Origin of the sequence: Xylanibacter ruminicola, assembly GCF_900142525.1 — a bacterium.
In the GTDB taxonomy this organism is placed as follows: Bacteria; Bacteroidota; Bacteroidia; order Bacteroidales; family Bacteroidaceae; genus Prevotella; species Prevotella ruminicola_A.
In genome coordinates this window covers 155,667-177,878 of the sequence record NZ_FRBD01000001.1, presented here as the reverse complement: position 1 = coordinate 177,878, position 22,212 = coordinate 155,667, and the positions used below count along the sequence as shown (strand labels likewise).

Below are 22,212 nucleotides of genomic sequence, written 5' to 3'. Positions count from 1 at the left end.
TTAATGATTTTTGAATTTGATGGGTGAACCAGCATGGGCATCGATGATAGCCTCTACGCTACCATCTTGCAGGTTGGCAACATACAAGAAGTAGTCATGTAGATCTTCGAAGATTAGGTCCAGATCTTCCTCGGGCAATGCCTTGGCGATGTAAAGTATGAATCGGCTCAATGTGTCGACTCCCATACTAGTGAATCGCTTACGGTTGAGCATCTTCGGACTGAAATGGCCGTCATGGCTGATGTCGGCCATGGTGAGGCCGACTTGATTGTTGTCTACTGCGCTGAGAATGATGTCAGCGATTTCTACCAGAAAGATTTTTTCTGAAATCATTTTTTTTAAATTTTGAGTTGATAATTGAATAGTTAATGGCAGCAAAGCCACCAGTTTATCTTGTGTAAAGGTCGCCATTTAAAAATAAATGATTTTCCCTACACGGACTTGTTATTAGACGAATTGGCATAAAATGAATCGTTTTAAGTTTTTTTGCATAAAACTGCCATTTAATTTGGCGTTTTCAAATATTAATCGTACCTTTGCGCCCTGAAACTATATTAACTGTATGAGAAATAGAATTGAAAACCTACTAAATTGGTACTTTTCGAAGAATGCATTGCCTTATTGGTGCATCCTCCTGATTGACTGTGCCATTGTGATGGCTAGTGGAGCGCTAACCTATTGGCTGTTTAATAGTGCCCAGGCTCTGTTTGATGATACACTCAGGGTGTTTGTCACCATGCTGTGCTATGTGATACTGTTTATTCCGGGCTTCCGCATCTTCCGAACCTATACAGGCTTTATGCGTTTTGCAGGTTTTGTCGACCTGATGCGCGTGGTTTATGGTAACCTGGTGGCTCTGGGCTTGATATTGGTGGCTCAGTTGGTAGCCCAATGGCTGCCTCGCGAGTGGTTTGTGCATTTCCGCCTGCCGGCCTTGCTGCTGATTATCCTGATGGTTACCCTGGGGATGTGGGCTTTGCGTATATTCGTCAAAACCCTTTACGATGTGGCTTTCTCTAATACCCGCGCCATGCGCATCCTGATTTATGGTGCCATGCAGGGTGGAGTAGGTCTGGCTAAAAATATCCGCAACCAGCGTCCCCGCAAATTCTTGTTTAAGGGTTTCATTTCTCAGATGCCGTTGAAGAGTACCAAACATCAGGAGATTCTGGGCGAGAAGGTGTATTCTGTAGAGGAAGATGTGGCTGCCGTCATCCGTGAAAACAATATTGAGGCTGTGCTGGTATCGCCTTATCGCGTCAGGGAGTTCCGCAATAGTCAGGAGCTGCAGGATGTGATTATCGGTGCCGGAGCCAAGATCTATATGGCGCAGAGTGCTATTGAAATGGATGATGCAGGCGAGTCGACCGAGGGTTTTGATGCCGGCCCCATGCAGATGCGCGAGGTGAGCGTTGAGGAGTTGCTGCCCCGTTCTGAGATTCGTGTCGATTTGAAGTCGGTTGAGGAGTTGCTGAAGGATCAGCGTGTGCTGATAACCGGTTGCGCAGGTTCGATAGGCTCGGAGATTGTGCGCCAGGTGGCTAAGTTCACCCCCTCGGCCATGATGCTGATAGATCAGGCCGAGACGCCTGAGCACGACATCCGCCTGATGATGCAGAAGGAGTTCCCCGGCATTGAGGCTGAGACTGTGGTGACATCTATCTGCAAGCAGGAGCGCATGGAGCAGATATTCAAGACGTTCCGCCCCGACTATGTGTTCCACGCAGCTGCTTATAAGCATGTGCCCATGATGGAGGATAACCCCAGCGAGGCCGTGCAGAACAATATTTACGGCACCAAGGTGATAGCCGACCTGAGCGTGAAGTATGGCGTGAAGAAGTTTGTGATGGTATCAACCGATAAGGCCGTGAACCCCACCAACGTGATGGGTTGCTCTAAGCGCATCTGCGAGATCTATGTGCAGGCACTGGATCAGGCCATTAAGGAGAAAAAGGTAGCAAGCCATATACAAAACCTGGGTAACAAGGAGAGCTTTGTGGTGGCATCGCAACTGGGCGGCCCTACAGCCAGAACGCAGTTTGTAACTACCCGTTTCGGCAATGTGCTGGGATCGAACGGAAGCGTTATCCCCCTGTTCCGTGAACAGATTAAGAATGGCGGACCAGTCACCGTGACCGACGAGCGTATCGTGCGCTTCTTTATGCTGATACCCGAGGCCTGTAAGCTGGTGCTTGAGGCTGGTACCAAGGGTAATGGTGGCGAGATATTCGTGTTTGATATGGGCCAGCCAGTGAAGATAGCCGATCTGGCCAAGCGCATGATCAAACTCTCGGGTGCCAAGAATGTGGAGATTAAGTTCACAGGATTGCGCCCGGGCGAGAAGCTCTACGAGGAGGTGCTGAACGAATTGGAGGGCACCAAGCCCACCTTCCACGAGAAGATTCGTATTGCCGAGGTGCGCGAGTACGACTATGATGAGGTGTGCCGCGATATCGATGAGCTGATAGAAATTTCTCGCCGTTACGACGATATGGCCACCGTGGCCAAGATGAAGGCTATTGTGCCCGAATATAGGTCGAATAATTCGATTTACGAAAAACTTGATAAATAAATAAAAAAAGTCACCCAAATCGGTGACTTTTTTTATTTATTTCTATTTTTATTTGGTAGTTTCAAATAAAAATGCTATTTTTGCAAGCAGAAAAATGAGGAACCGGTTCAAGTTTCCAAGTTTTTTCTGTGATATTATTACTCTTAAAACAAGTAACGTGCTGATATGTAATGAATTATGCGTATTAGCACGAATAATTAGAATTGCGCATATTCTGCGACAAAGACACCAAGCAGCACGAATGCCAGATCGAGCGGTGGGAGAAAAGTTGAGTAATTTTGTGTTAGGCATTGACCTTAGAGATTCGAATTACGTAGCGCTATCATTGGGATATCGTAGGTATATCGTAGCTTAGGCGTAGCATAGGCAGAGCATAGGCGTAGCAAGGGAGATGGAAGAGAGATGGAAGGGACTTTCGAGAGAGATTCGAGTGGGCTTCGAAGATGACTCGTTTGAATGAATTACAGGGGCGCCAATAAAAATTGTTTAGAAAATGCTTAATAAGAGTTTAAAACAGAAGGCGGTATCAGGAATGAAATTGCAAAGTCCCAAAGTACGGGATGAACGTGTCGATTCCGTCAAGTTCTGGTTGGTGGTTCTCGTTATCACTGCACATGTGATTATGAGAAAAGAATTTGTCGGCTCTACGGCTTGCGTTGCGTTGTGGAATTGGCTTTGTCTGTTCGCCATGCCCCTGTTTGTCTTTATTTCCGGCAATTACTCACGTAAGAAAGACTGGAAAACATTCTGGCCAAGCATTTGGACACTGTTGGAGCCGCTGATTATTTTTCAAGCCATAGGACTATTGTTTTATGTAGGCGAACCTCTTTCTGTTAGGACGATTCTCACGCCCTGGTACATGCTATGGTATCTGCTTAGTCTTATATACTGGCGGCTGATGCTTCAGGTGATTCCAGATAGTATATTGAGACATACGAAACTCGTTCTCATCACCACATTCAGTATCAGCATAATGGCAGGCTTTTTGCCTTTCGACCGACTCCTTTCCATACAGAGGACGCTGGCATTGATGCCTTTCTTCTTTTTGGGGTACTACATGAAGGGGAGGAATCTCTACCTGCCAGACAAATACAAACTGCTTTGTGTGGTGTTTCTGATTGCGATTCTTACCATACTGTTTTTCTATCCTCACCGCATAAACGACCTGAAATTTGCTACTCCCTACAAAAGCTTTTGGGGAGCGGCGATACGCATGATTGCCTTTGGTCTTGCTGTCCCGATGTCTATTGCATTCATCAACGTCTGCTATAAAGCACCTTGGGTTGCTCAACAGGGCAAAATATCATTGCAATACTATATTTATCATGCTCTGCTAATACCACCGATGAGTGCTCCTATAATACCACCGCTTATTCTAATAGCTGATAAAATGAATGTTCCAATGACTTTTTATACAGCTTTTGTTATAACAATAATAACAACAATTGGATTAAGTTTTATCTTAAAAAATCAACATGTCAAAATGTTTACCAATCCATCATTATTCTTTGTGAAAAAAGAAAAACTATAATGATACAGAAATGTCAAAGTCGAGATTAAAGAAATTATTGTTATTTTTATTTCATGGTAAACCAAAACCGGTATATGCTAAAATAACCTGTTTAGAGCCTTCAATGAAATTGAAAGGGAAAAAAATAGTGGTAACAGGTGGCGGTTCTGGATTGGGTTATGCAATGGCCAAGCGCTTTGCAGAAGAGGGCGCAGAGGTGCTTATTACTGGAAGAAATATAGAAACTCTTTCTAAAAGTGCAGACGAAATAGGCTGTAAATATCAGCAAATGGACATTAAAGATATTTCAGCATGCGATTCTTTTTTAGAAAAAGCAGATAATCTACTTGGAGGAATCAATTGTCTGGTAAATAATGCGGGTATATCTCTTCATGAAAGTTCTTTTTTTGATGTAACGGAAGAAACGTTTCGGAGCCAGGTTGACACAAATCTTACTGGAACATTCTTTTTAACACAACATTTCGCTAAGTACCTAATAAGAAAAGAAACAGAAGGAAATATATTGGTTATTTCTTCAGAAACCGGAATAACGTCGGATATTCGCCCTTATGGTTATACAAAGGCTGCCTTAAATAGTATGGTAGAAGGGATTGCTTATATGTTGGCCAAACAAAACATAAGAATCAATGCAATAGCTCCAGGCATTACTGCATCCCAAATGACAGGGAAAGATCCGAATGGAGATATTTCTTCTAAAAAAGAAATGCTCGGGCGAGTGTATTTGCCAGAAGAAGTAGCAGAAATTGCAGCTTTTATATTGTCAGATGCAGCGTCTTGTCTTACAGGTCAGACTTTAGTTTGTAATAATGGAAAAACTATAAATGCAAGAGTAAAATGAAATATTCTAACGATAAAAACGCCCAGATATTATTGTCTTTGCTGAAGGCACATCATATTCGAAAGGTAATAGCATCGCCAGGCACCACCAATATCGCCATCGTTGGTAGCATGCAACATGACGAATATTTTGAGATGTATTCATCAGTCGATGAGCGTAGTGCTTGTTATATGGCCTGTGGGCTGGCCGCAGAGAGCGGAGAGCCTGTTGCCATCATTTGCACAGAGGCAACAGCATCTCGCAACTATTTCCCTGGTCTTACGGAGGCTTACTATCGAAAACTACCCATATTGGTTATCGCCGGCTCTCATGGTGAACACGCTATAGGTCATTTACATTCACAGGTCATCGACAGGACCCAGTCGCCTAAAGATACCGTAAAATATAGTGCATACGTCAATAAAATCGGTAACGACAAGGACGCACAGCATAATACGACAATCATCAACAGAGCCTTGATAGAACTGTGGCGACATGGAGGCGGACCAGTACTCATCAATATTGATGCGTCACCACGTGGTTTTGATACAGAGGAACTGCCAAGTGTGAAAGCGATAAAATATTATAACATAGAAGCATCCTTTCCCTCTATCGAAGATGTGAGGATAGCTATATTTATTGGTGCACATACCAGCATGTCTGAAGAACTGTCACGGGAAATAGACAAGTTTTGTGCTGTACATGATTCCGTGGCCTTTTGCGACCACACAAGCGGTTATAGGGGGAAATATGAGGTAAACTTTGCTCTGGTATGTTCGCAGAAGAACTATAAAAGCAAATTATTATCTCCAGATTTGTTGATACATATAGGAGAGGTGTCTGGAGATAAATATACAACGCAAGCATTAAAGCCCAAGAAAGTATGGCGTGTAAGCGAGGATGGGGAGATACGGGATTTGTTCCATTCATTGGATAGCGTTTTTGAGGTTGACGAGCTCTCATTTTTTAAGCATTATTCAGCAGGTGAGGGAGATAAAACAACCAATTTAGATAGATGTAAGGCAGAGTATCAGGAATGTCTGTCTGCATTTCCAGAGTTGGGATTTGGAAACATATTCGTTGCCAAACAGCTTTCGTCTTGTCTGCCAGAGAACTCCGTTATCCATTTTGGTATCTTCAATTCCTTGCGTTCGTGGAATTTCTTTGAACTGGATTCTTCCATACAGAGCAGTTGTAACGTTGGAGGGTTTGGTATCGACGGTGCGCTCTCCACGCTGATTGGCGCATCTTTGGCTAATCCACAGAAGTTACACTTTCTGGTAGTAGGTGACTTGGCCTTCTTCTACGACTTGAATGCCTTAGGCAACAGGCATGTGGGTAATAACACCAGAATACTGTTGATAAACAATGGCCGCGGAATAGAATTCAGGAAGAAGGACCACCCTGGCTACCTGTTTGGCGAGTCGGCCGATTTGTATATCGCCGCTGGAGGGCATTTCGGAAACATGTCAAAAACGCTGGTGAAGAGTTTTACCGAGAGTCTGGGCTTTGAATACCTCACCGCCTCTAACAAAGAAGAGTTTGATGCCACGTATGAGCATTTTGTGACCGAAGAATTGACCGAAAAGCCCATGATCTTCGAGATATTTGTGGAAACAAACGATGAGATAAAGAATCTGGATTCTGTCCGTAATATTAAGGCCACCGATGTTCCCATGATGGAGCGGATAACCGACACAGCTAAAGCCGGCGTAAAGGCAATTCTTAAGAAGATAAAGTGAATGGCCCATAAGATTTCTGCCTCTAGCAATAAACGCCTTGCCAAAAACACAATATTGCTGTATATGCGTACCGTTGTGGTGATGATTATTTCCATCTTCACCTCAAGGGTTATATTGCAGTCCTTAGGCATAGATGATTATGGCACTTATCATGTCATTGGCGGCTTTGTCGCCATGTTTTCCATGCTCGGAGGAACGTTGGTCACAGCCACCCAGCGTTTCATCAACGTAGAGTTGGGCAAGAAAGAAGACGGAAATCCTAATGAGGTGTTTTGCACTGCAATGGGCATTCATATTGCCCTGGCTGCTGTGCTGTTATTAGCGTTGGAAACATTTGGCTTGTGGTTCCTTAACTGTAAGATGAACATACCTGAAGGAAGAATGTTTGCTGCCAATGTGGTGTTTCAGTGCTCTATACTTGCATTCCTCCTCAACATTATTTGCATGCCCTATAATGCAATCATCATCGCGTACGAGCGAATGAAAGCCTTTGCCTACATCAGTTTGTATGATGTTATCGTGAAGCTCCTCATCAGTTATGCCCTGTTCATGTTCTTATATGACAGGCTTATCATATATGCAGTATTGTTATTGGTATTGGCTATTTCAGAGCGTTCTATATACAGCATCTATTGCAGGAAGAACTTTCCAGAGGAATCAAAGTTCCGTATTGTCAGAGACAAACAAGCATATATACGACAGACAAGTTTTGCCGGTTATACATTTTTAGGTTCTTTTGCCGCTATTCTATCCAATCATGGGGTAAACATTGTATTGAATCTCTTTTGTGGCGTAGCAGTAAACGCGGCTCATGCTATCTCCATGCAGGTCTTTCATGCTGTTTCAAAATTTGTAAACGATTTTACAGTCGCGTTAAATCCCCAAATAGTAAAAACTTACGCAGCAGGAGAACTAGACAAGTCTATGGAACTGGTATATCGTGGAGCAAAATTCTCCTATTATCTGATGTTCTTATTCTCCGTTCCAATCATATTCCTGACACCGGAAATCCTAAAGTTGTGGTTAGGACATTATCCAGAATACACTATCATATTTGTTCGCCTGACATTAATTTACGGACTTGTGACGGTTTTAAGCAAAACACTGACGACACAAATTCTGGCAACGGGTATAATGCGAACCAATGCCTTCATTATAGGTGGGTTGAGAATATTGATTTTGCCATTAAGCTATTTAGTGTTATGGTTGGGCTATGAAGCGTATATGGTGTATTATGTTATGATAGTTATCGACGGCATTTCTATTTTTACCCGCCTGTTCATCTTGAAAAGTATAACTGGAGTAAGAATCATGGGATATGTAAAGAATGTCTTGCTACCCGTAATGTTCGTATCCATTCCGTCTGTTGTGTCTTGTTACATAGTTTGGAAACTAATGCCCAGTACTATGCTATATGATGCGCTGTTCATTTTTGCCTCTTTAGGAGTGTGTACAATGTTAATTGCTACTATAGGAATGTCATTGGCTGAAAGACAGATGGCAATGTCTGGACTAAGGAAAATCGCAAGAAAGGTCAACTAATATGAAAATAGGTATAGTAACTTATCATCGTACGCTGAATTATGGTGCTGTCATGCAGTCGCTTGCCACCCGTTTCGCCCTCGAGGAAATGGGGCATGAGGTGTATTACGTTGACTATTGGCCAGACTATCATAGGAAAATCTACGAATGTTTTTCATTTCGTAAATTTGTAAAAAACATCTTTAAACTTCATGCCGTCTCCTATTTGAAGATGTCTGTTTGGAAAAAGAGACGGCATGACAATTTCGATGCTTTTTTTAAGCTCTATATTTATCCGTATTGCCGTCCGATTGACGAGAACTATGATGTCGTGATATATGGCAGCGATCAGATTTGGAGAAAACAAAACGCCTTGCGCACATATAACCCTTTCTATTTTGGAAAGAACAACATAAACGCTAAACACCATGTGTCATACGCCGCCAGTATGGGAATCTTACCTGACAATGATACTGACAAAGCAAAAGTAAAAGAACTTATTTCGCATTTAGAAAAGATTTCAGTACGTGAAGATGATTTGAAACGGATGCTCATGGATTTAGGATACGGAAACGTAGCTTTGTCACTCGATCCCACATTGCTGCTTAATAGTGAACAGTGGAACAGACAAGTTCCAACGCCTCCATACGATAAAGAAAAATATGCCCTGCTCTATACCATCAAGACAAATGCTTTTGACTTGAGAGAAGTCAGGAGATTTACAGACAGCAAAGGAATGAAATTGATTATCCTTAATGGTTATGCCACATCGCAAGAGACTGACACTAACCTGACCACTGTAGGACCCTCAGAGTTTCTGCAGTTGTTCAAGAATGCAGACTATGTGTTTAGTTGCTCTTTTCACGGGTTGGCATTCTCTATCATTTACAGGAAACAGTTTTTCGCCTCTTTCGTGAAAAATGCCGGTAGAGCAGAAACTTTGCTGAATTTAGTTGGAGCCTCTCACAGACTACTCGCACCTATGGGAGTCATTCCTCAGGATATTAAGCCGATTGACTTTGAAGATGTTCAGGCCCGGTTGGCAGTGGCAAAGCAAGAATCCCTCAAATTTCTTTCACAATTGCAATGAATAGTAATACAGGAAAGGTAAGTGCTGTCATAACAACGCATAATAGGTTGGGGCTCCTTAAAAGAGCAATAGACAGCGTTCTTTCGCAGACGTATGCGAATATTGAATGTATTGTCGTAAGCGATGCGTCCACAGACGGTACGGATGAATACTGCAAGAGCAGGGACGACATAAGATTTATCTCTATACCAAAGAGCGATAGTCACGGGGGAAACCATGCCAGGAATCTGGGCATCAGGGCTGCAAGCGGTGAATATGTCGCATTCTTGGACGACGACGACGCCTGGTTGCCGACAAAAATAGAGAAGCAGGTTGTCTTGTTGAAGGAAAAGAGCTGCGAATGTGTGTATTGTCTGCGTAAAAAACAAGTCTATATAAATAATAAGCTCATTAAGGTATTTCCAGAAACCACAAAGTATGCCTTTGAGGGAGATTTGTCAAAAAAAGTTTTCCGCCATTTTATTACAAGTACTTCATGTATACTCGCAAAGAAAAGTTTGTTGGAGGAGATTGGCGGTTTTGACGAGAATCTGCTGAAGATTCAAGAATATGAATTACTCATTCGTATAGCTCAAAAGACAGAGATCTATTATCCTCATAACGAGATGCTGGTGCTTTTTACAAAAAACTTATCTGACAAGGCTCGCATATCCAATGACCCGAAGCGTCTGCCTGTCGCAAAGAAATATATAGAGAAAAAGCATAGTGAATTGCTTCGGCAAGCCGGTCTGCTAAATAGATTTTTGCATTATGCCTGGATGTGGAAAGCATTATACATATCCGCACGCATGGCCGGAGACAATCCGAATAGAATAAAGTATGGCGTATATTACCGTTTGGCCTACCCCATAAAATTATTTTTTGAAAAGCTTTCATGAATATATGAAAATTGGTATACTTACATTCCATAACGCGCTGAACTATGGCGCTGTGCTCCAGTGCTATGCGTTACAGCATTACTTGCAAGAGAAAGGTCATGACGTGGAGGTTATCGACTACAGGATTCCGTTCATTGAAGAGCAGAAAAAGCTGTTCAGCAAAACGGAACTGCGCCGTCGAGGCTTTATTGCCTTTTTGAAATTTTTCATCGCCAGACTATTAGCTTGGCCTGCTTGGCGAAAGACCATCCGCGTGTTCTATCATTTTATGGTCAGTCAGTTGCACCTTTCGCCTCGGGCTACGACTGCTGCTGACATTCCTACAGGATATGACTGCATTCTTTTTGGCAGTGACCAGATATGGAGCCCCAAACTGTGCCGGGGCTTCGACCCTGTGTTCTGGGGACAGTTTGAGAAGCATGGCGCACGCTTCGTATCCTACGCAGCCAGTATAGGCGAGACAAGCGAGTTCTTGCCTTGCAAGCGACCAGAGGTCGAGCGGGACAAGCCCGGTTGGCAACAGGTGCAGCAGCGAATCAAGGCTTTCGATGCTATATCGGTGCGCGAAAAGAGTTTCCAGCTGGCACTTCAAGAACATTGTGGGGTATCTGCTTCCGTCTGCCTCGACCCCACGTTGTTGGTGGATGCCTCTGTTTTTGATAAAATTGCCGTCCGTCCGGAAGAGCAGGACTACGTGTTCCTGTTTAACGTCTTAGACGACCCAGCGGCCAGCCGGTTTGCCCGACTACTGGCCAACCGGTTAGGTTCTTCTGTTGTTATCAAGGGTCAAGCCAAACCGCAGCTGAAGAGTCGCCGCGATAAGCTGGTCACCCTCAGGGAATCCATGTCGCCCGAAGAATTTTTAGGTTATATCAAGTATGCCCGTTGCATCGTGGCAAACTCGTTCCATGCCATAGCACTATCATTAGTATTCCAAAAAGAATGCTATGCGCTCAAGTCGCGTCGTTCGGGGAGGGTTGAAGGGTTGTTAGGTTCACTCGGACTGGCCGACCATATCGTCGCCGCCACAGAGCCCGTGGATAATATCAGCAGCATCGACTACAAAGTGGTCAATGAGAGGCTCGCCTCTATGCGACAGGGTTCTGCGCAATTCATAACAAGTCAGATAGGAAAGTAATAGCAAGATGGTAGTGAAAAAGACCGACTTATTGGTATGGGCTTTTAGCTTTATGGCTATGCATACGCTGATAGCCAATTTCTACCTTCTCAAGAGTGAAGGCACTACCACTGTCTTTTTTTTACTGCTTTTGGTCATTTACTTCACGACCCCCAACAAGGGAAGATTGACAATAAAGAAAAGCAAAGAAACTTCCATCTTTTTGGTGGGAATACTTGCTATCTACTCCATTTCCACCTTTTTCAATCTCTGTCCACCTATACTTCTGCAATTTTTCTGCTTGATGTATGCCGTATTATTCCTCAGAATCAGCTATGAGTTGCAAGTTCGCGTTATCAAGTGCTTTGTCTGGGTATTGGCCATCCTTTTGGCGTGTTCTATCGTGGAATTTACCATTTACGGGACAACTGGCTGGGGCATTGTGTTGGGGCAGTCGACACGTGAGACGGCGGCCAGGGAAACACATTTTGTCAATCTTGTATTCAACCTGATAGGTACAGACTATGGAGTGGTACGTTTCCAAAGTATTGCCAATGAACCAGGGCGCATAGGCACATTGTGCGGTATGCTGCTCTTTCTCGCATGGAGGGTACGGTCGCTACGCATTCCTTTCATTGTATTCGTCATCAGTGGCATCATTTCTTTCTCCCTCGCTTTCTTCGTTCTTCTTGGCATATTCCTTATCACGCATGTTCGTGTCAGCCTAAAAAAAATGATCATTGGAATAGCGGTTATGGGGGCAACAATCTATGTGACATACGACCGCTTTCAGGAAAAGATTGTTATGAGAATTATGGCTGATGATGGTGAAATGGAAGACATAGAAACTATTGACAACAGAACGACAGTGGCTTTTGACAAATATTATAATCAAGCGCTTGAAAAGGGACAATTGTGGCTCGGAGTTGGAGCAAACAATCTGCCAAAACAAATCAACATTGAAAGCCGTGGCGGCAGTGCTGGGGCAAAGAAATGGATATTCCAGTATGGATTTGTGGCACTGGCATTCCTGTTCATTACTTTCAATAAGGTCTTTCTGCGCAGATTAAGGAGAAAACCAGACATCAACGATTATGGTTTCTTGATAGCCTATTGGCTGTCTTTCTATCAGCGCAGTGATGTCATGTCACCTTTTTCTGTAATAGCGTTTATGGCCATACCGATCATCGACATTATATCAGCATACGATAACAAAATAACAAAATGGGGAACAAAGAGAAAATAGATTTTGTGGTCACATGGCTCGACAGCAACGACCCTGAGTGGCAACAACAATATAGGCAACTGCGTCCTGGGCCTCATGCTGAGGACAAAGGACGATTCCGCAACTGGGACTTGTTCCGATATTGGTTCCGTGCCGTGGAGATGTATGCCCCGTGGGTGAACAAGGTGTTTCTGGTGACCAACGGTAAGTTTCCAGACTGGATCAACCGCAACCATCCCAAGTTGGTGTTGGTAAGCCATGCCGATTTTATGCCAAAGGAATACCTGCCCACTTTTAACTCATGCGCCATAGAGATATGCTTGGGGCGTATTCCTGGACTGTCGGAGCATTTTGTCTATTTCAACGACGATTTCTATATCAATCAGCCTACAGAGCCGACTTGGTATTTCCGTAACGGTCTGCCCTGCGACTGTAACGCAGAGAAATATGAGACACCCACGTATAATCCACGTGGTCTCTTCAGCAACAAGATTCAGGTGTTTTGCAATGTAGGCGTGTTGAACTATCACTTCAACCGCCAGCGCACCGTCAGGCAGGCACCGTGGAAATGGTACGGTACTCATCTCTGGGGGAAGTTTTTTGTCCCATCACTGTTGTTTTTCGGTAAGCAGCAGTTTGTTGCTTTCGCGCTGCGCCATGTCGAACAGCCCATGCTTCGGTCTGTACTCGATGAGATCTGGGAGCAAGAGTCCGAAATGTGCAAGCGCACCTGCTCTCAATTCCGAGAGGACGTGAGCCTCAACCCCTACATTGTCCGCTACTGGCAGTTTGCCACCAACAGGTTCCATCCCGTGCGCAACAATTTCGGCAAATATATGACCATCAACGTCAAGTCGTTGAAGCAGATTGGTGCTGCACTTCGTTCAAAGAAGATTCACTCCCTCTGTCTGAACGACACAACGCAAGTGCAAGACGAGGACTTCCAAGAGTGCCGCACGTTCCTGCATCGTGCTTTTGATGCGAAGTTCCCCCACAAATCAACATTTGAGTTATGAACGAAGCATTGAAATCTTTTCTGGACACCTTCCATATCGAATATGAGATGGATGTAGCTCTGTCACAAAAGACATGGATCAAAACCGGTGGCACGTGCGGCTGCTGGATTACCCCTCACGACGTTACCCAGCTGACGGAGTTATGCCGATGGCTGTACAAGGAAAAGCTGGAGTTTGAGGTGGTGGGACAGACATCCAACATGTTCTTCCACTCCACCTGCAGCCCCACCGTCGTGGTATGTACCACACGAGTGAACGACTACAGCCAAGAGGGCGACATCGTGACCTGTGGTTGCGGCACGAACGTGATGCGGCTGTCCAAGGACTTGATGGAGCAAGGCTATGCCGGCGTTTGCGGACTGACCTCCCTACCAGGAACGGTGGCATCGGCAGTGGTTGGTAATGCCGGATGCTTCAAATGCAGTATCACAGCCCTGCTGCAGAGCCTCGACTGCCTGTTGCCCGACGGCACCATCAAAACCTACAACTGTAAGGATCTGCTGCTAAGTCAGCGCTCATCGGCCTTCAAGCGTGGCGAACTGGAAGGTGTCATACTCAGAGTGCGCCTGCATCTGGAAAAGGCTGCTGATATGGAAGAGGAGAAGTGCAAGGCCGCACGCTCAACCCAGTGGCGTAAACTCAACCAGGAAGGCCCGGCGAAGAATCTCGGCAGCACCTTTGCCGTGCTGAAAATGCGGAAGAACCTACGCAATATCACCGCTTTTTGCATCGCATACATGGGCAACAAATTGAGGATAGGCTCCTACCGCCGACTGCTGAAGAAAGGGTTGCTGCGCCTCTATGGTTACCACAGGATAGACGCATACGTCTCTGACAAGAATGTAAACACCTTCGTCTGGCGTGACGAACAGGCCGAGCGGATGTTTCCCATTTACAAGGAGATGATGAACAAGATATACAACCACGCCACACTGGAAATAGAGGAAAAAATATGAGAATAGGCATACTGACATATCACCGCGCAGAAAACTATGGCGCTCTCCTGCAGGCATACGCACTGAAGACTTACCTTGCTGGGTTGGGGCATGATGTAGATTTTGTAGATTATTGGCCCGACTATCACCGCCGCTACTTCGAACTGTTCTCGTGGAGGAAATTCCGTGAGAGCAATCTGAAAGGGAAGATGGTGCAGCTCTACTACACCCTTTTCTGGCATCAAGCACGTAGACGACGCCAACAGAACCTACAGGCCTTCATGCACGAAGAGTTGGGGCTACCTTTGGAAGCCAGATACCACGGTGGCGACCATGATGTTGTCAAGGGATTCGACGTGGTGTTCTATGGCAGCGACCAGATATGGCGTCGCCAACGCATGCCGTCGCACCCAGGTTTCGATTTCTGGTATTTCGGCTCTGACAACGTGCAGGCTAGGAAAATAGCATACGCTGCCAGCATGGGGAGCATTGATGTGAAAGAGGGTGAAAAGGAAACCCTGAAAAAGCATCTGTTAGGGTTCGAGACTATCAGCGTCAGGGAAGACTCTTTGAAAGAATGGATCACTTCGCTGGGTATAAAGGCACAGATTGTCTGTGACCCTGTATTTCTGCTGGGGAAGGAAGTCTGGCAATCGTTGGCAAACAAAGCATCAGAACAGCCAGCCTACCAGCACTATATCTTGGTGTATAACCTGTTAGGGCAGACTTCGACTGTGAACTTTGCCGAACGACTAAGCAAAGAGAAGAGCTTGCCCATTGTGGAGGTGAACAAAAAGTATGTCCTCTTCACTAGTGGTCGGCGCTACTGTCGCACGGCAAGGGTGGAATATTTTCTCTCGCTCTTGGCTCATGCTGACTATGTGGTGAGCAATTCTTTCCATGGTGTGGCCCTATCGGTCATCTTCCAGAAGCAGTTCTTCGCCGTGGGTATGGGGCAGAGAGCCGGGCGTGTTACTTCGCTACTAAACAGTCTTTGTATTCCTGAGCGCTACACTGATGTCTGGCGGCATGTACCGCCCGTCGACTATACCGTTGTCAACCCTCTTCTGTCTGACATAGTTAGAAGTTCAAGTGCATTCATCCAAGATTCCATTGAAGATTGAAAATTGAAGAATGAAGAATAGTTTTTTCAAAGTATCCCTGCTCTTAGTTTTGTTGCTGTTGTTTTGCTGTTTCGATACAGCAAGCCCACAGGCAATGGAGTTGACCGTGGCCACCATCAATATTCGCATAGACTCAAAAAAGGACAGTCTGAACCGATGGGGGCAACGCAAGCAGCTCTTGTTCGATTACGTTAGCCAACAGCATTTAGATGTGATTGGCCTGCAAGAAGTCTATCCTCAGGCCATGAAAGACATTCATAAGGGGCTTCCCGAATATGCCATCGTCAGACGGGAGAACAAAGAAAAGCGCGCCGATGCTCCCATATTATTCAGGAAGTCGGCCTTCAAGAAGATAGCGCAAGGCACTTTTTGGCTGTCTGAGTTCCCCGATAGCGTAGGGTTCATCGGATGGGATGGTCGCCATCCACGCTTTGTCAATTGGGCTGTACTTAGAAGCAAAGCAACAGGTAAAGTGTTCTGTGTGGCAAACACTCATCTTGACAATGCTGGTCGGCAGGCACGTGAAGAGGGTATTAAGCTTCTGAAAGAGCGTCTGGCCTCTCTTGCCGCTCAATATCCCATCATCCTCATGGGCGATATGAATAGCAGCGAGGCTGACAGTGCAGTGTACCATCCAGCGTTGCACAACTCCTTCGAGTTGCATGACACCTACTATATGGCCAAGCAGCGCGAAGGCGTGGACTATAGTTTCCATGGTTTTGGGAAAAGAACGATGGCCAAACGCAAGCGAGTAGATTTTATCTTTGTCAGCGACAGCATAGACGTGAACACGTTCAATATACCCCAGGAAAATAGGCAGCAGGGTGTCTATCTTTCTGACCACTGTCCAGTTATTTCGAACATAACTATCAAGTAAGCATGCACATATTAATAATTTCACACGGTTATCCCACAGTCAAGGACCCACAATGGGGATGCTTCGAAAAAGACCAGGCAGAAGCTCTGGTCAGTATGGGGCATCGTGTAACAGTGGCTGTCGTGGACATGCGCTTCCGTCCATTTAATCAGGTTTTTGGTATCAGCCACGTGAACGATGGTGCCATCAGTGCCTACACCTACTTTTTGCTGTCGGGCAAGTTGATGCCAGGCAGGATGCGACAATTGATGCCTGAGCGGATGATGCTACGTCTCTGCCGTAAAATATTTTGTGCAGAAGGATTTCCCGATGTCATTTATGCCCACTATATGTCTTGGATAGCCATGCTCCGGCAAGTCAAACAGAAGTATGCAATTCCTATTGTAGGTATAGAGCATTGGAGCAAGTTGAACGAGTCAACACTATCTCCTCGGATTATGCGGTCAGGGCGGACGGCATACGCACTTACCGACCGTCTTCTGGCAGTTTCGCCCAGTCTGAAGGCACAGATGGAGAGGCATTTCGGTGTGGAAGCCGAAGTGGTTTGTGACATGGTCAGCGACGCTTTCCTGCAACCTGCTATCCCCCGTAAGACCACAAAACCTTTTGTGTGGTTAGCAGTGGGAAGCCTGATTCAGAGAAAGGGCTACGATGTGTTGTTAGAAGCCTTCGCCCAACTCGGGGGCGCGGAACAGCTCATCATCGTTGGTAGTGGATCGGAAAACGGGCATCTACGTACTCAGGCAGAACGGTTAGGCATAGCCGACCGTGTTCGGTTCACGGGTATGCTTGACAAGCAGGCCATCATCAGCTTGATGAACGAGAGCAATGCCTTCGTGCTGCCCTCGCGAGGTGAGACCTTCGGAGTGGCCTATATCGAGGCCATGGCCATGGGACTGCCTGTTATTGCCACGCGCTGTGGAGGCCCGGAGCATTTTGTTAAGCCTGATAATGGCTTGTTGGTAGATATCGACAATGTGGAGCAACTGACGAAAGCCATGAGGCAGATAGAAACAACTATTGACAAGTATCAGCCTGAGGCCATCAGGGCATACGTGAAGAAACGCTTCTCTGCCAAGGCCATTGCAGGACAACTGGTGGAACTCTTTGAAAAAGTAATCAAACAACATAAATAAAGAAAAGATGAAGAACTTGATTATTATAGGAGCTGGTGGCATGGGACGGACGATGTATGATATGGCTTGCGAGAGCACCACGTATGAGAAAGAATATGTGGTGAAGGGATACATTGACGACAATGTTCATGCTTTGGATCATTTTAGTAACTATCCTCCAGTGCTGGGAACAATAGCTGACTATATTCCTGCAGAGGACGATGTGTTTGTCTGCTCCATCGGTGGGGAGTCACGCAAGGCTTGCATGGAGGCCATTATCGCACGTGGCGGAGAGTTCATCACGATGATACACCACACGGCACGCATCGGCACGAACGTACACATAGGCAAGGGATGCTATATCGGGGCTTTTACCACGGTGGCATCTGATGCCTGGATTGATGACTATAACTTCATCCAGTCGTACACCATCGTGGGGCACGATGTCAGGATAGGCCGTTGGAACCGCATTGACTCATACGTGATGTTGGTGGGGGGCGTCGTTGTCGGCGAACATAATATGATTCATACGGCGGCCGTACTGAACCACAATGTGGTGGTGGGCGATGATGCTCATATCGGTTCCTGTTCGTTAGTCATTAATTGTGTGGCATCAGGAACAACGGTATTCGGTAACCCTGCAAGAAGAATTAAATGAAGTATGGAAAGACTATTATATAATAAGGTGTGCATTATCACTGGTGCGGCCCAAGGAATAGGCAAGGGGATTGCTGAGCGTTTTGCTGCTGATGGTGCCATTGTCTATGCTTGCGATTTGCGCGAAGGTAGTATGGATGAATGGGTAAAGGAATGCTCAGAACGAAATAACACCCGTGTCGTCCCAATGTATTTCGATGTGTCGGATGCTACAGCTGTAAAAAGCGCCTTTATGGCTATTTTCAAGGCAGAGAAGCGGATTGACGCATTGGTAAATAATGCCGGCGTCGTGTTTAACAAGAAGATAGGCATGATAGTGCGCCAAGAAACTGAACTGATGTTCCGCATCAATGTGATAGCCGTCATTGAGATGGTCCAGCTCTGTTCACGCCTAATGGCTCGCAATGGAGGTGGTTCTATCGTAAATATCGCCTCTGTGACTGCAGTTCTGGGATCTCCTGGTCAGAGTGCCTATTCTGCCACGAAAGGTGCTATCATTTCGTTCACCAAGTCTGCCGCCAAGGAACTGGCACCACAAGGAATTCGCGTGAATGCAGTGGCTCCGGGAATTGTAAAGACGGAGCGTTTCGCTGAACTCTATGAGAGCGATGGAGCAAAGATTGATCAACGTATTTCGCGTATAGGATTGGGACGTCTTGGTACGCCAGAGGATGTGGCGAATGCCTGTGCCTTCCTGGCTTCCGACAGGGCAAGCTATATATCTGGCGAGATACTGGGGGTGAATGGATGCGCCTCGATTTGAACATTGAACATTGAACATTATTAGAGAATGATTCTTAATCTTGACAAGTGGCTGGGAGAGTCGGTTGCGGCTATTGATGCGCAGGGGAACCAACTTACGTATGGTGAGTTGAGGGACTTTGTGGAAAGGGCAAAACAACAAATGCCAGCTCGCTCGCTGTTGTTCCTATTGGTAGAAAACAATGTGGGTGGCATTGCTTGGACGATTGGTAATATTTGTGCAGGGAATGTGCCATTGATTCTTAATGCCCATTTGGACGATGAACTATACAAGAACTTGTATGATCTTTATATGCCTCCATTCGTATGCGTGCCAGACATTATGGCTGAGAAATTCCCTTATGAGATAATCATAAGCAGTTATGGCTATACGTTGATGAAGACAGGCAATAATGCCTGTCCGATGCATGAAGATCTCTCTCACTTGTTGCCAACATCTGGCAGTACAGGCAGCCCGAAGCTGGTACGGCATAAGTATGAAAACATCGAGGCGGCAGCCCTAAACATTTCGACATTCTTTGAATTGAAGGATAAAGATCGTCCGCTGATGGTGTTGCCTTTGTATTATACTATGGGGCTCTCGATGGTGTTCAGTCATTTTTATGTGGGTGCAACGGTGCTGATTACGAAGCAGAGTATGACAGATCGAGGCTTCTGGCAGTTTATTAAGGAACAGCGGGCAACAAGCTTTACGGGAGTTCCCTATAGCTTTGAGATCCTGAATCTGATGCGCTTCTTCCGTGTGGACTTGCCTGACTTGACTTTGCTTACACAAGGTGGTGGACGAATGCCAAAGGAACTGAACCTGAAGTTTGCAGAGTATTGTCGTGACAACGGAAAAAAGTGGATAGCTACATACGGGCAGTCTGAGTGTACGGCACGTATGGCATGGTTACCACCCAAATGGGCTGTGGAGAAAGTGGGTAGTATCGGCATTGCCGTACCCAATGCAGAACTGTCATTGATAGATATGGACGGTAATCCGATTACGACACCAAATACAGAAGGTGAGATGTGCTATCGAGGCAAGAATGTGACAATGGGCTATGCCCGCAGTCGTGAAGACCTTTTGATGGGTGATGAGCGTCACGGCTTTGTCCGAACAGGTGATTTGGCCTATTTCGACGAAGATGGCTGTTACTATATCGTAGGGCGTAAGGGGCGTTTCCTGAAACTGTTCGGCATGCGAGTGGGTTTGGACGAGAGTGAACGTATCATAAAGGGAAAGTATCCAAACTTGGAATGTGCCTGTGTGGGTACGGACGAGAAAATGTTGGTGTATCTGACAGATGAAAAATATAAGGAACAGGTGAAGGAGGAATTAGTCAGTCGCCTGAAACTCGTTGCTACATCCTTTGAGGTAAGAATTATCAAGGAGATTCCCAAGAATGAGGCAGGTAAAACCCTCTATGCAAAACTCGAGAATAAATAGAACCACGGATTACACGGATTTGACGGATTAATATTATCTGTGGTCATCCGTACAATCTGTGGTCGAAAAAATAATAAAAGTGGAAAATATGGAGAATTTAGAAAAGTACAACAACGCATTTGCGGAAGTATTCGGTGTCAACGTAGAAGAGCTGAACGATGATTTTGGCAAGGATATGGTAGAAGAATGGGATTCTGTTCACCAACTGAGCCTCATATCCCTATTAGAAGAATCCTTCGATATTATGCTCGACCCCGAGGATATTATGGAACTGGTTTCCTACGGAAAGGGAAAGCAACTGCTCAGAAAGTATGGCGTGGAGATTTAATTGAAGAATGAAAGCAGAAACAGGAAAACTGAGTTTGACGTTCCGCTTGCTGCAACGCTTGGGAATGAACTATTCGGAACAGGAATACGGACAGGTGTCGCTATGGGCTGTCATCAAGAAGTTCTTTTTTACCTACAAGTATAGCTTCATGCTTTACTTGATGGACTGTTGGCTGTTTGCACCCTTCGCCCTTCGTAAACTGAGACCGTGGTGTCTGAGGCAGATAGGCTGCCATGTGGGTAAAGGCTGTGCCATCGGTGATCATGTACATGTGGATGCAGGACATGCAGAGCTTATTTTCATAGGAGATCATGTGCAACTCACAGGGGGGTGCCGACTGCTCTGCCACCAACGCGACCTGAGCGGTTACCGTAAGGGTGATGACTGTGCCAAGCTGCCCTATCGCCTTGGTGAGATACACATAGGAAAGGGTGTAATGATTGGAATGCATTCGATGGTGATGCCCGGCGTGACCATAGGCGAAGGAGCTGTAGTAGGTGCTTTTTCGCTTGTGACGAAGGACATCCCGGCATGGACCATCGCCGTAGGCAGACCGGCCAAAGTTATAAAGGAAATACCAAAGAGAAAAGAATGAATATTCTGACATTTGACATTGAGGAATGGTTTCTAGAGCAAAAACTCTACGGCGGACGTCCGCAGCGGTTTCAACAGATAGATGACGTCTTTGCCCGTGTGTTGGAGGCACTGGACGCAAAGGGTATCAAGGGAACGTTCTTCTGCATCGGTCGGATGGCTACAGACTATCCACAGGTTGTGCGGCAGATAGCTGAACACGGTCATGAGGTGGGGTGCCACTCGCATGAGCACACGTGGCTGAACAAAATGGATGCCCATACCCTGCGCGAAGACACCATGACTGCCATCAAGGCTCTGGAAGACGTGGCAGGACAGCAGGTGGTGAGCTACCGGGCACCGGCCTTCTCCATTACCCACGAGAATCCGTGGGCAGTAGAGGTGCTGGCGGCATGCGGCATCAGGAACGATGCCTCCATCTTTCCTACATCCAGGGCCTACGGTGGCTACCAACATTTCCCTCAAGACAAGCCCTGCACCATCGGTTATCACGGAGCGACGCTGAGAGAGTTTCCCATCAGTCTGACCACTGTTCTCGGAAAACGGATAGCCTACAGCGGTGGCGGCTATTTCCGACTGCTGCCTTATTGGTTTGTTTCAAGGACGTTGGACAGGCGTGACTACAACATCTGCTACTTTCATTTGGTGGACCTGATCTCTGGGAAAATCAAACTGAAGAGTCGCAAGGAGTATGAGGACTACTTCCACGAGCCAGGCACGCTGAAAAACCGTCTCGTCAGATATGCCAAGGCCAACGCCACAAGTGGTGATGCCTACGGCAAATTGGTCAAATTGCTGTCTACACATTCTTTCGTTAGCATGGCAGAGGCAGTGAAGCAGACAGACTGGAGCAAAACGAACACCATAGAGCTATAAACT

At 45.9% G+C, this 22,212-nt stretch carries 21 protein-coding genes; 20 read left to right on the top strand and 1 reads right to left on the bottom strand.

The annotated features are described in order from the left end of the window. Entirely contained in the window at nucleotides 1-333 is a 333-nt protein-coding gene (locus tag BUB86_RS00815; RefSeq protein ID WP_073203835.1) for a hypothetical protein, read from the bottom strand. Between the two features lie 229 nt (nucleotides 334-562). Here BUB86_RS00815 and BUB86_RS00810 point away from each other — a divergent pair, with 229 nt between their 5' ends. The 20 genes from BUB86_RS00810 to BUB86_RS00715 all read left to right on the top strand — a co-directional run bounded on the left by BUB86_RS00810 (nucleotide 563) and on the right by BUB86_RS00715 (nucleotide 22,209). Next, nucleotides 563-2,572 carry a polysaccharide biosynthesis protein gene (locus tag BUB86_RS00810; protein ID WP_073203832.1) on the top strand — a complete coding sequence of 670 codons (2,010 nt, stop codon included), beginning with the start codon at nucleotides 563-565 and terminating at the stop codon, nucleotides 2,570-2,572. 493 nt (nucleotides 2,573-3,065) lie between these two features. Further along, nucleotides 3,066-4,103, top strand: coding sequence for an acyltransferase family protein (locus BUB86_RS00805; RefSeq protein WP_073203829.1), 1,038 nt, complete (start codon nucleotides 3,066-3,068; stop codon nucleotides 4,101-4,103). Between the two features lie 10 nt (nucleotides 4,104-4,113). Further along, nucleotides 4,114-4,941, top strand: coding sequence for an SDR family NAD(P)-dependent oxidoreductase (locus BUB86_RS00800; RefSeq protein ID WP_073203826.1), 828 nt, complete (start codon nucleotides 4,114-4,116; stop codon nucleotides 4,939-4,941). Next, nucleotides 4,938-6,662 carry a thiamine pyrophosphate-binding protein gene (locus tag BUB86_RS00795; RefSeq protein WP_073203823.1) on the top strand — a complete coding sequence of 575 codons (1,725 nt, stop codon included), beginning with the start codon at nucleotides 4,938-4,940 and terminating at the stop codon, nucleotides 6,660-6,662. The genes BUB86_RS00800 and BUB86_RS00795 overlap by 4 nt, the downstream gene beginning before the upstream one ends. After that, nucleotides 6,663-8,204, top strand: coding sequence for a lipopolysaccharide biosynthesis protein (locus tag BUB86_RS00790; RefSeq protein WP_073203820.1), 1,542 nt, complete (start codon nucleotides 6,663-6,665; stop codon nucleotides 8,202-8,204). It begins immediately after the preceding gene. 1 nt (nucleotide 8,205) lies between these two features. Then, nucleotides 8,206-9,273 (top strand): polysaccharide pyruvyl transferase family protein, encoded by a 1,068-nt coding sequence (locus BUB86_RS00785; protein ID WP_073203817.1) that lies wholly within the window; start codon nucleotides 8,206-8,208, stop codon nucleotides 9,271-9,273. Next, a complete protein-coding gene (locus tag BUB86_RS00780; RefSeq protein WP_073203813.1) occupies nucleotides 9,270-10,151 on the top strand; it encodes a glycosyltransferase family 2 protein in 882 nt (293 codons plus the stop codon). Before BUB86_RS00785 ends, BUB86_RS00780 begins: the two co-directional genes overlap by 4 nt. Nucleotides 10,152-10,155: 4 nt before the next feature. Further along, nucleotides 10,156-11,289, top strand: a complete 1,134-nt coding sequence (locus BUB86_RS00775; RefSeq protein WP_073203810.1) for a polysaccharide pyruvyl transferase family protein — start codon at nucleotides 10,156-10,158, stop codon at nucleotides 11,287-11,289. Between the two features lie 7 nt (nucleotides 11,290-11,296). Further along, nucleotides 11,297-12,514, top strand: a complete 1,218-nt coding sequence (locus tag BUB86_RS00770; protein ID WP_073203805.1) for a hypothetical protein — start codon at nucleotides 11,297-11,299, stop codon at nucleotides 12,512-12,514. After that, nucleotides 12,493-13,509, top strand: a complete 1,017-nt coding sequence (locus BUB86_RS00765) for a Stealth CR1 domain-containing protein (RefSeq protein WP_073203802.1) — start codon at nucleotides 12,493-12,495, stop codon at nucleotides 13,507-13,509. The genes BUB86_RS00770 and BUB86_RS00765 overlap by 22 nt, the downstream gene beginning before the upstream one ends. Then, nucleotides 13,506-14,465: an FAD-binding protein gene (locus BUB86_RS00760; protein ID WP_073203798.1), complete on the top strand. Its 960-nt coding sequence runs from the start codon at nucleotides 13,506-13,508 to the stop codon at nucleotides 14,463-14,465. The genes BUB86_RS00765 and BUB86_RS00760 overlap by 4 nt, the downstream gene beginning before the upstream one ends. Further along, on the top strand, nucleotides 14,462-15,568 hold the full coding sequence (locus tag BUB86_RS00755) for a polysaccharide pyruvyl transferase family protein (RefSeq protein WP_073203795.1): 1,107 nt from the start codon (nucleotides 14,462-14,464) through the stop codon (nucleotides 15,566-15,568). Before BUB86_RS00760 ends, BUB86_RS00755 begins: the two co-directional genes overlap by 4 nt. 10 nt (nucleotides 15,569-15,578) lie before the next feature. Then, entirely contained in the window at nucleotides 15,579-16,445 is an 867-nt protein-coding gene (locus tag BUB86_RS00750) for an endonuclease/exonuclease/phosphatase family protein (protein WP_073203791.1), read from the top strand. Between the two features lie 2 nt (nucleotides 16,446-16,447). Next, nucleotides 16,448-17,581: a glycosyltransferase gene (locus BUB86_RS00745; RefSeq protein WP_073203788.1), complete on the top strand. Its 1,134-nt coding sequence runs from the start codon at nucleotides 16,448-16,450 to the stop codon at nucleotides 17,579-17,581. A 7-nt stretch (nucleotides 17,582-17,588) separates the two neighbouring features. Beyond that, the gene (locus BUB86_RS00740; RefSeq protein ID WP_073203785.1) at nucleotides 17,589-18,218 is read left to right on the top strand and encodes a sialic acid O-acetyltransferase; all 630 of its coding nucleotides are present in this window, start codon (nucleotides 17,589-17,591) and stop codon (nucleotides 18,216-18,218) included. Between the two features lie 3 nt (nucleotides 18,219-18,221). Continuing rightward, a complete protein-coding gene (locus BUB86_RS00735) occupies nucleotides 18,222-18,980 on the top strand; it encodes an SDR family NAD(P)-dependent oxidoreductase (protein WP_073203782.1) in 759 nt (252 codons plus the stop codon). Nucleotides 18,981-19,007: 27 nt separating this feature from the next. Next, nucleotides 19,008-20,411: an AMP-binding protein gene (locus tag BUB86_RS00730; RefSeq protein WP_073203779.1), complete on the top strand. Its 1,404-nt coding sequence runs from the start codon at nucleotides 19,008-19,010 to the stop codon at nucleotides 20,409-20,411. Between the two features lie 88 nt (nucleotides 20,412-20,499). Continuing rightward, nucleotides 20,500-20,739, top strand: coding sequence for an acyl carrier protein (locus tag BUB86_RS00725; protein WP_073204083.1), 240 nt, complete (start codon nucleotides 20,500-20,502; stop codon nucleotides 20,737-20,739). A gap of 7 nt (nucleotides 20,740-20,746) precedes the next feature. Further along, nucleotides 20,747-21,334, top strand: coding sequence for an acyltransferase (locus BUB86_RS00720; RefSeq protein WP_073203776.1), 588 nt, complete (start codon nucleotides 20,747-20,749; stop codon nucleotides 21,332-21,334). Beyond that, complete coding sequence (locus BUB86_RS00715) at nucleotides 21,331-22,209, top strand: polysaccharide deacetylase family protein (protein WP_175549366.1); 879 nt, start codon at nucleotides 21,331-21,333, stop codon at nucleotides 22,207-22,209. Before BUB86_RS00720 ends, BUB86_RS00715 begins: the two co-directional genes overlap by 4 nt. Nucleotides 22,210-22,212 lie beyond the last annotated feature (3 nt).

Excerpts from the sequence above, each read along its gene's own strand:
- BUB86_RS00720 (WP_073203776.1), top strand. The coding sequence starts at position 20,747 with ATGAAAGCAGAAACAGGAAAACTGAGTTTGACGTTCCGCTTGCTGCAA.
- BUB86_RS00785 (WP_073203817.1), top strand. The coding sequence starts at position 8,206 with ATGAAAATAGGTATAGTAACTTATCATCGTACGCTGAATTATGGTGCT.
- BUB86_RS00760 (WP_073203798.1), top strand. The coding sequence starts at position 13,506 with ATGAACGAAGCATTGAAATCTTTTCTGGACACCTTCCATATCGAATAT.
- BUB86_RS00725 (WP_073204083.1), top strand. The coding sequence starts at position 20,500 with ATGGAGAATTTAGAAAAGTACAACAACGCATTTGCGGAAGTATTCGGT.
- BUB86_RS00795 (WP_073203823.1), top strand. The coding sequence starts at position 4,938 with ATGAAATATTCTAACGATAAAAACGCCCAGATATTATTGTCTTTGCTG.
- BUB86_RS00755 (WP_073203795.1), top strand. The coding sequence starts at position 14,462 with ATGAGAATAGGCATACTGACATATCACCGCGCAGAAAACTATGGCGCT.
- BUB86_RS00790 (WP_073203820.1), top strand. The coding sequence starts at position 6,663 with ATGGCCCATAAGATTTCTGCCTCTAGCAATAAACGCCTTGCCAAAAAC.
- BUB86_RS00750 (WP_073203791.1), top strand. The coding sequence starts at position 15,579 with ATGAAGAATAGTTTTTTCAAAGTATCCCTGCTCTTAGTTTTGTTGCTG.
- BUB86_RS00770 (WP_073203805.1), top strand. The coding sequence starts at position 11,297 with ATGGTAGTGAAAAAGACCGACTTATTGGTATGGGCTTTTAGCTTTATG.
- BUB86_RS00815 (WP_073203835.1), bottom strand. The coding sequence starts at position 333 with ATGATTTCAGAAAAAATCTTTCTGGTAGAAATCGCTGACATCATTCTC.
- BUB86_RS00780 (WP_073203813.1), top strand. The coding sequence starts at position 9,270 with ATGAATAGTAATACAGGAAAGGTAAGTGCTGTCATAACAACGCATAAT.
- BUB86_RS00765 (WP_073203802.1), top strand. The coding sequence starts at position 12,493 with ATGGGGAACAAAGAGAAAATAGATTTTGTGGTCACATGGCTCGACAGC.
- BUB86_RS00805 (WP_073203829.1), top strand. The coding sequence starts at position 3,066 with ATGCTTAATAAGAGTTTAAAACAGAAGGCGGTATCAGGAATGAAATTG.
- BUB86_RS00810 (WP_073203832.1), top strand. The coding sequence starts at position 563 with ATGAGAAATAGAATTGAAAACCTACTAAATTGGTACTTTTCGAAGAAT.
- BUB86_RS00730 (WP_073203779.1), top strand. The coding sequence starts at position 19,008 with ATGATTCTTAATCTTGACAAGTGGCTGGGAGAGTCGGTTGCGGCTATT.
- BUB86_RS00775 (WP_073203810.1), top strand. The coding sequence starts at position 10,156 with ATGAAAATTGGTATACTTACATTCCATAACGCGCTGAACTATGGCGCT.
- BUB86_RS00745 (WP_073203788.1), top strand. The coding sequence starts at position 16,448 with ATGCACATATTAATAATTTCACACGGTTATCCCACAGTCAAGGACCCA.
- BUB86_RS00715 (WP_175549366.1), top strand. The coding sequence starts at position 21,331 with ATGAATATTCTGACATTTGACATTGAGGAATGGTTTCTAGAGCAAAAA.
- BUB86_RS00735 (WP_073203782.1), top strand. The coding sequence starts at position 18,222 with ATGGAAAGACTATTATATAATAAGGTGTGCATTATCACTGGTGCGGCC.
- BUB86_RS00740 (WP_073203785.1), top strand. The coding sequence starts at position 17,589 with ATGAAGAACTTGATTATTATAGGAGCTGGTGGCATGGGACGGACGATG.
- BUB86_RS00800 (WP_073203826.1), top strand. The coding sequence starts at position 4,114 with ATGTCAAAGTCGAGATTAAAGAAATTATTGTTATTTTTATTTCATGGT.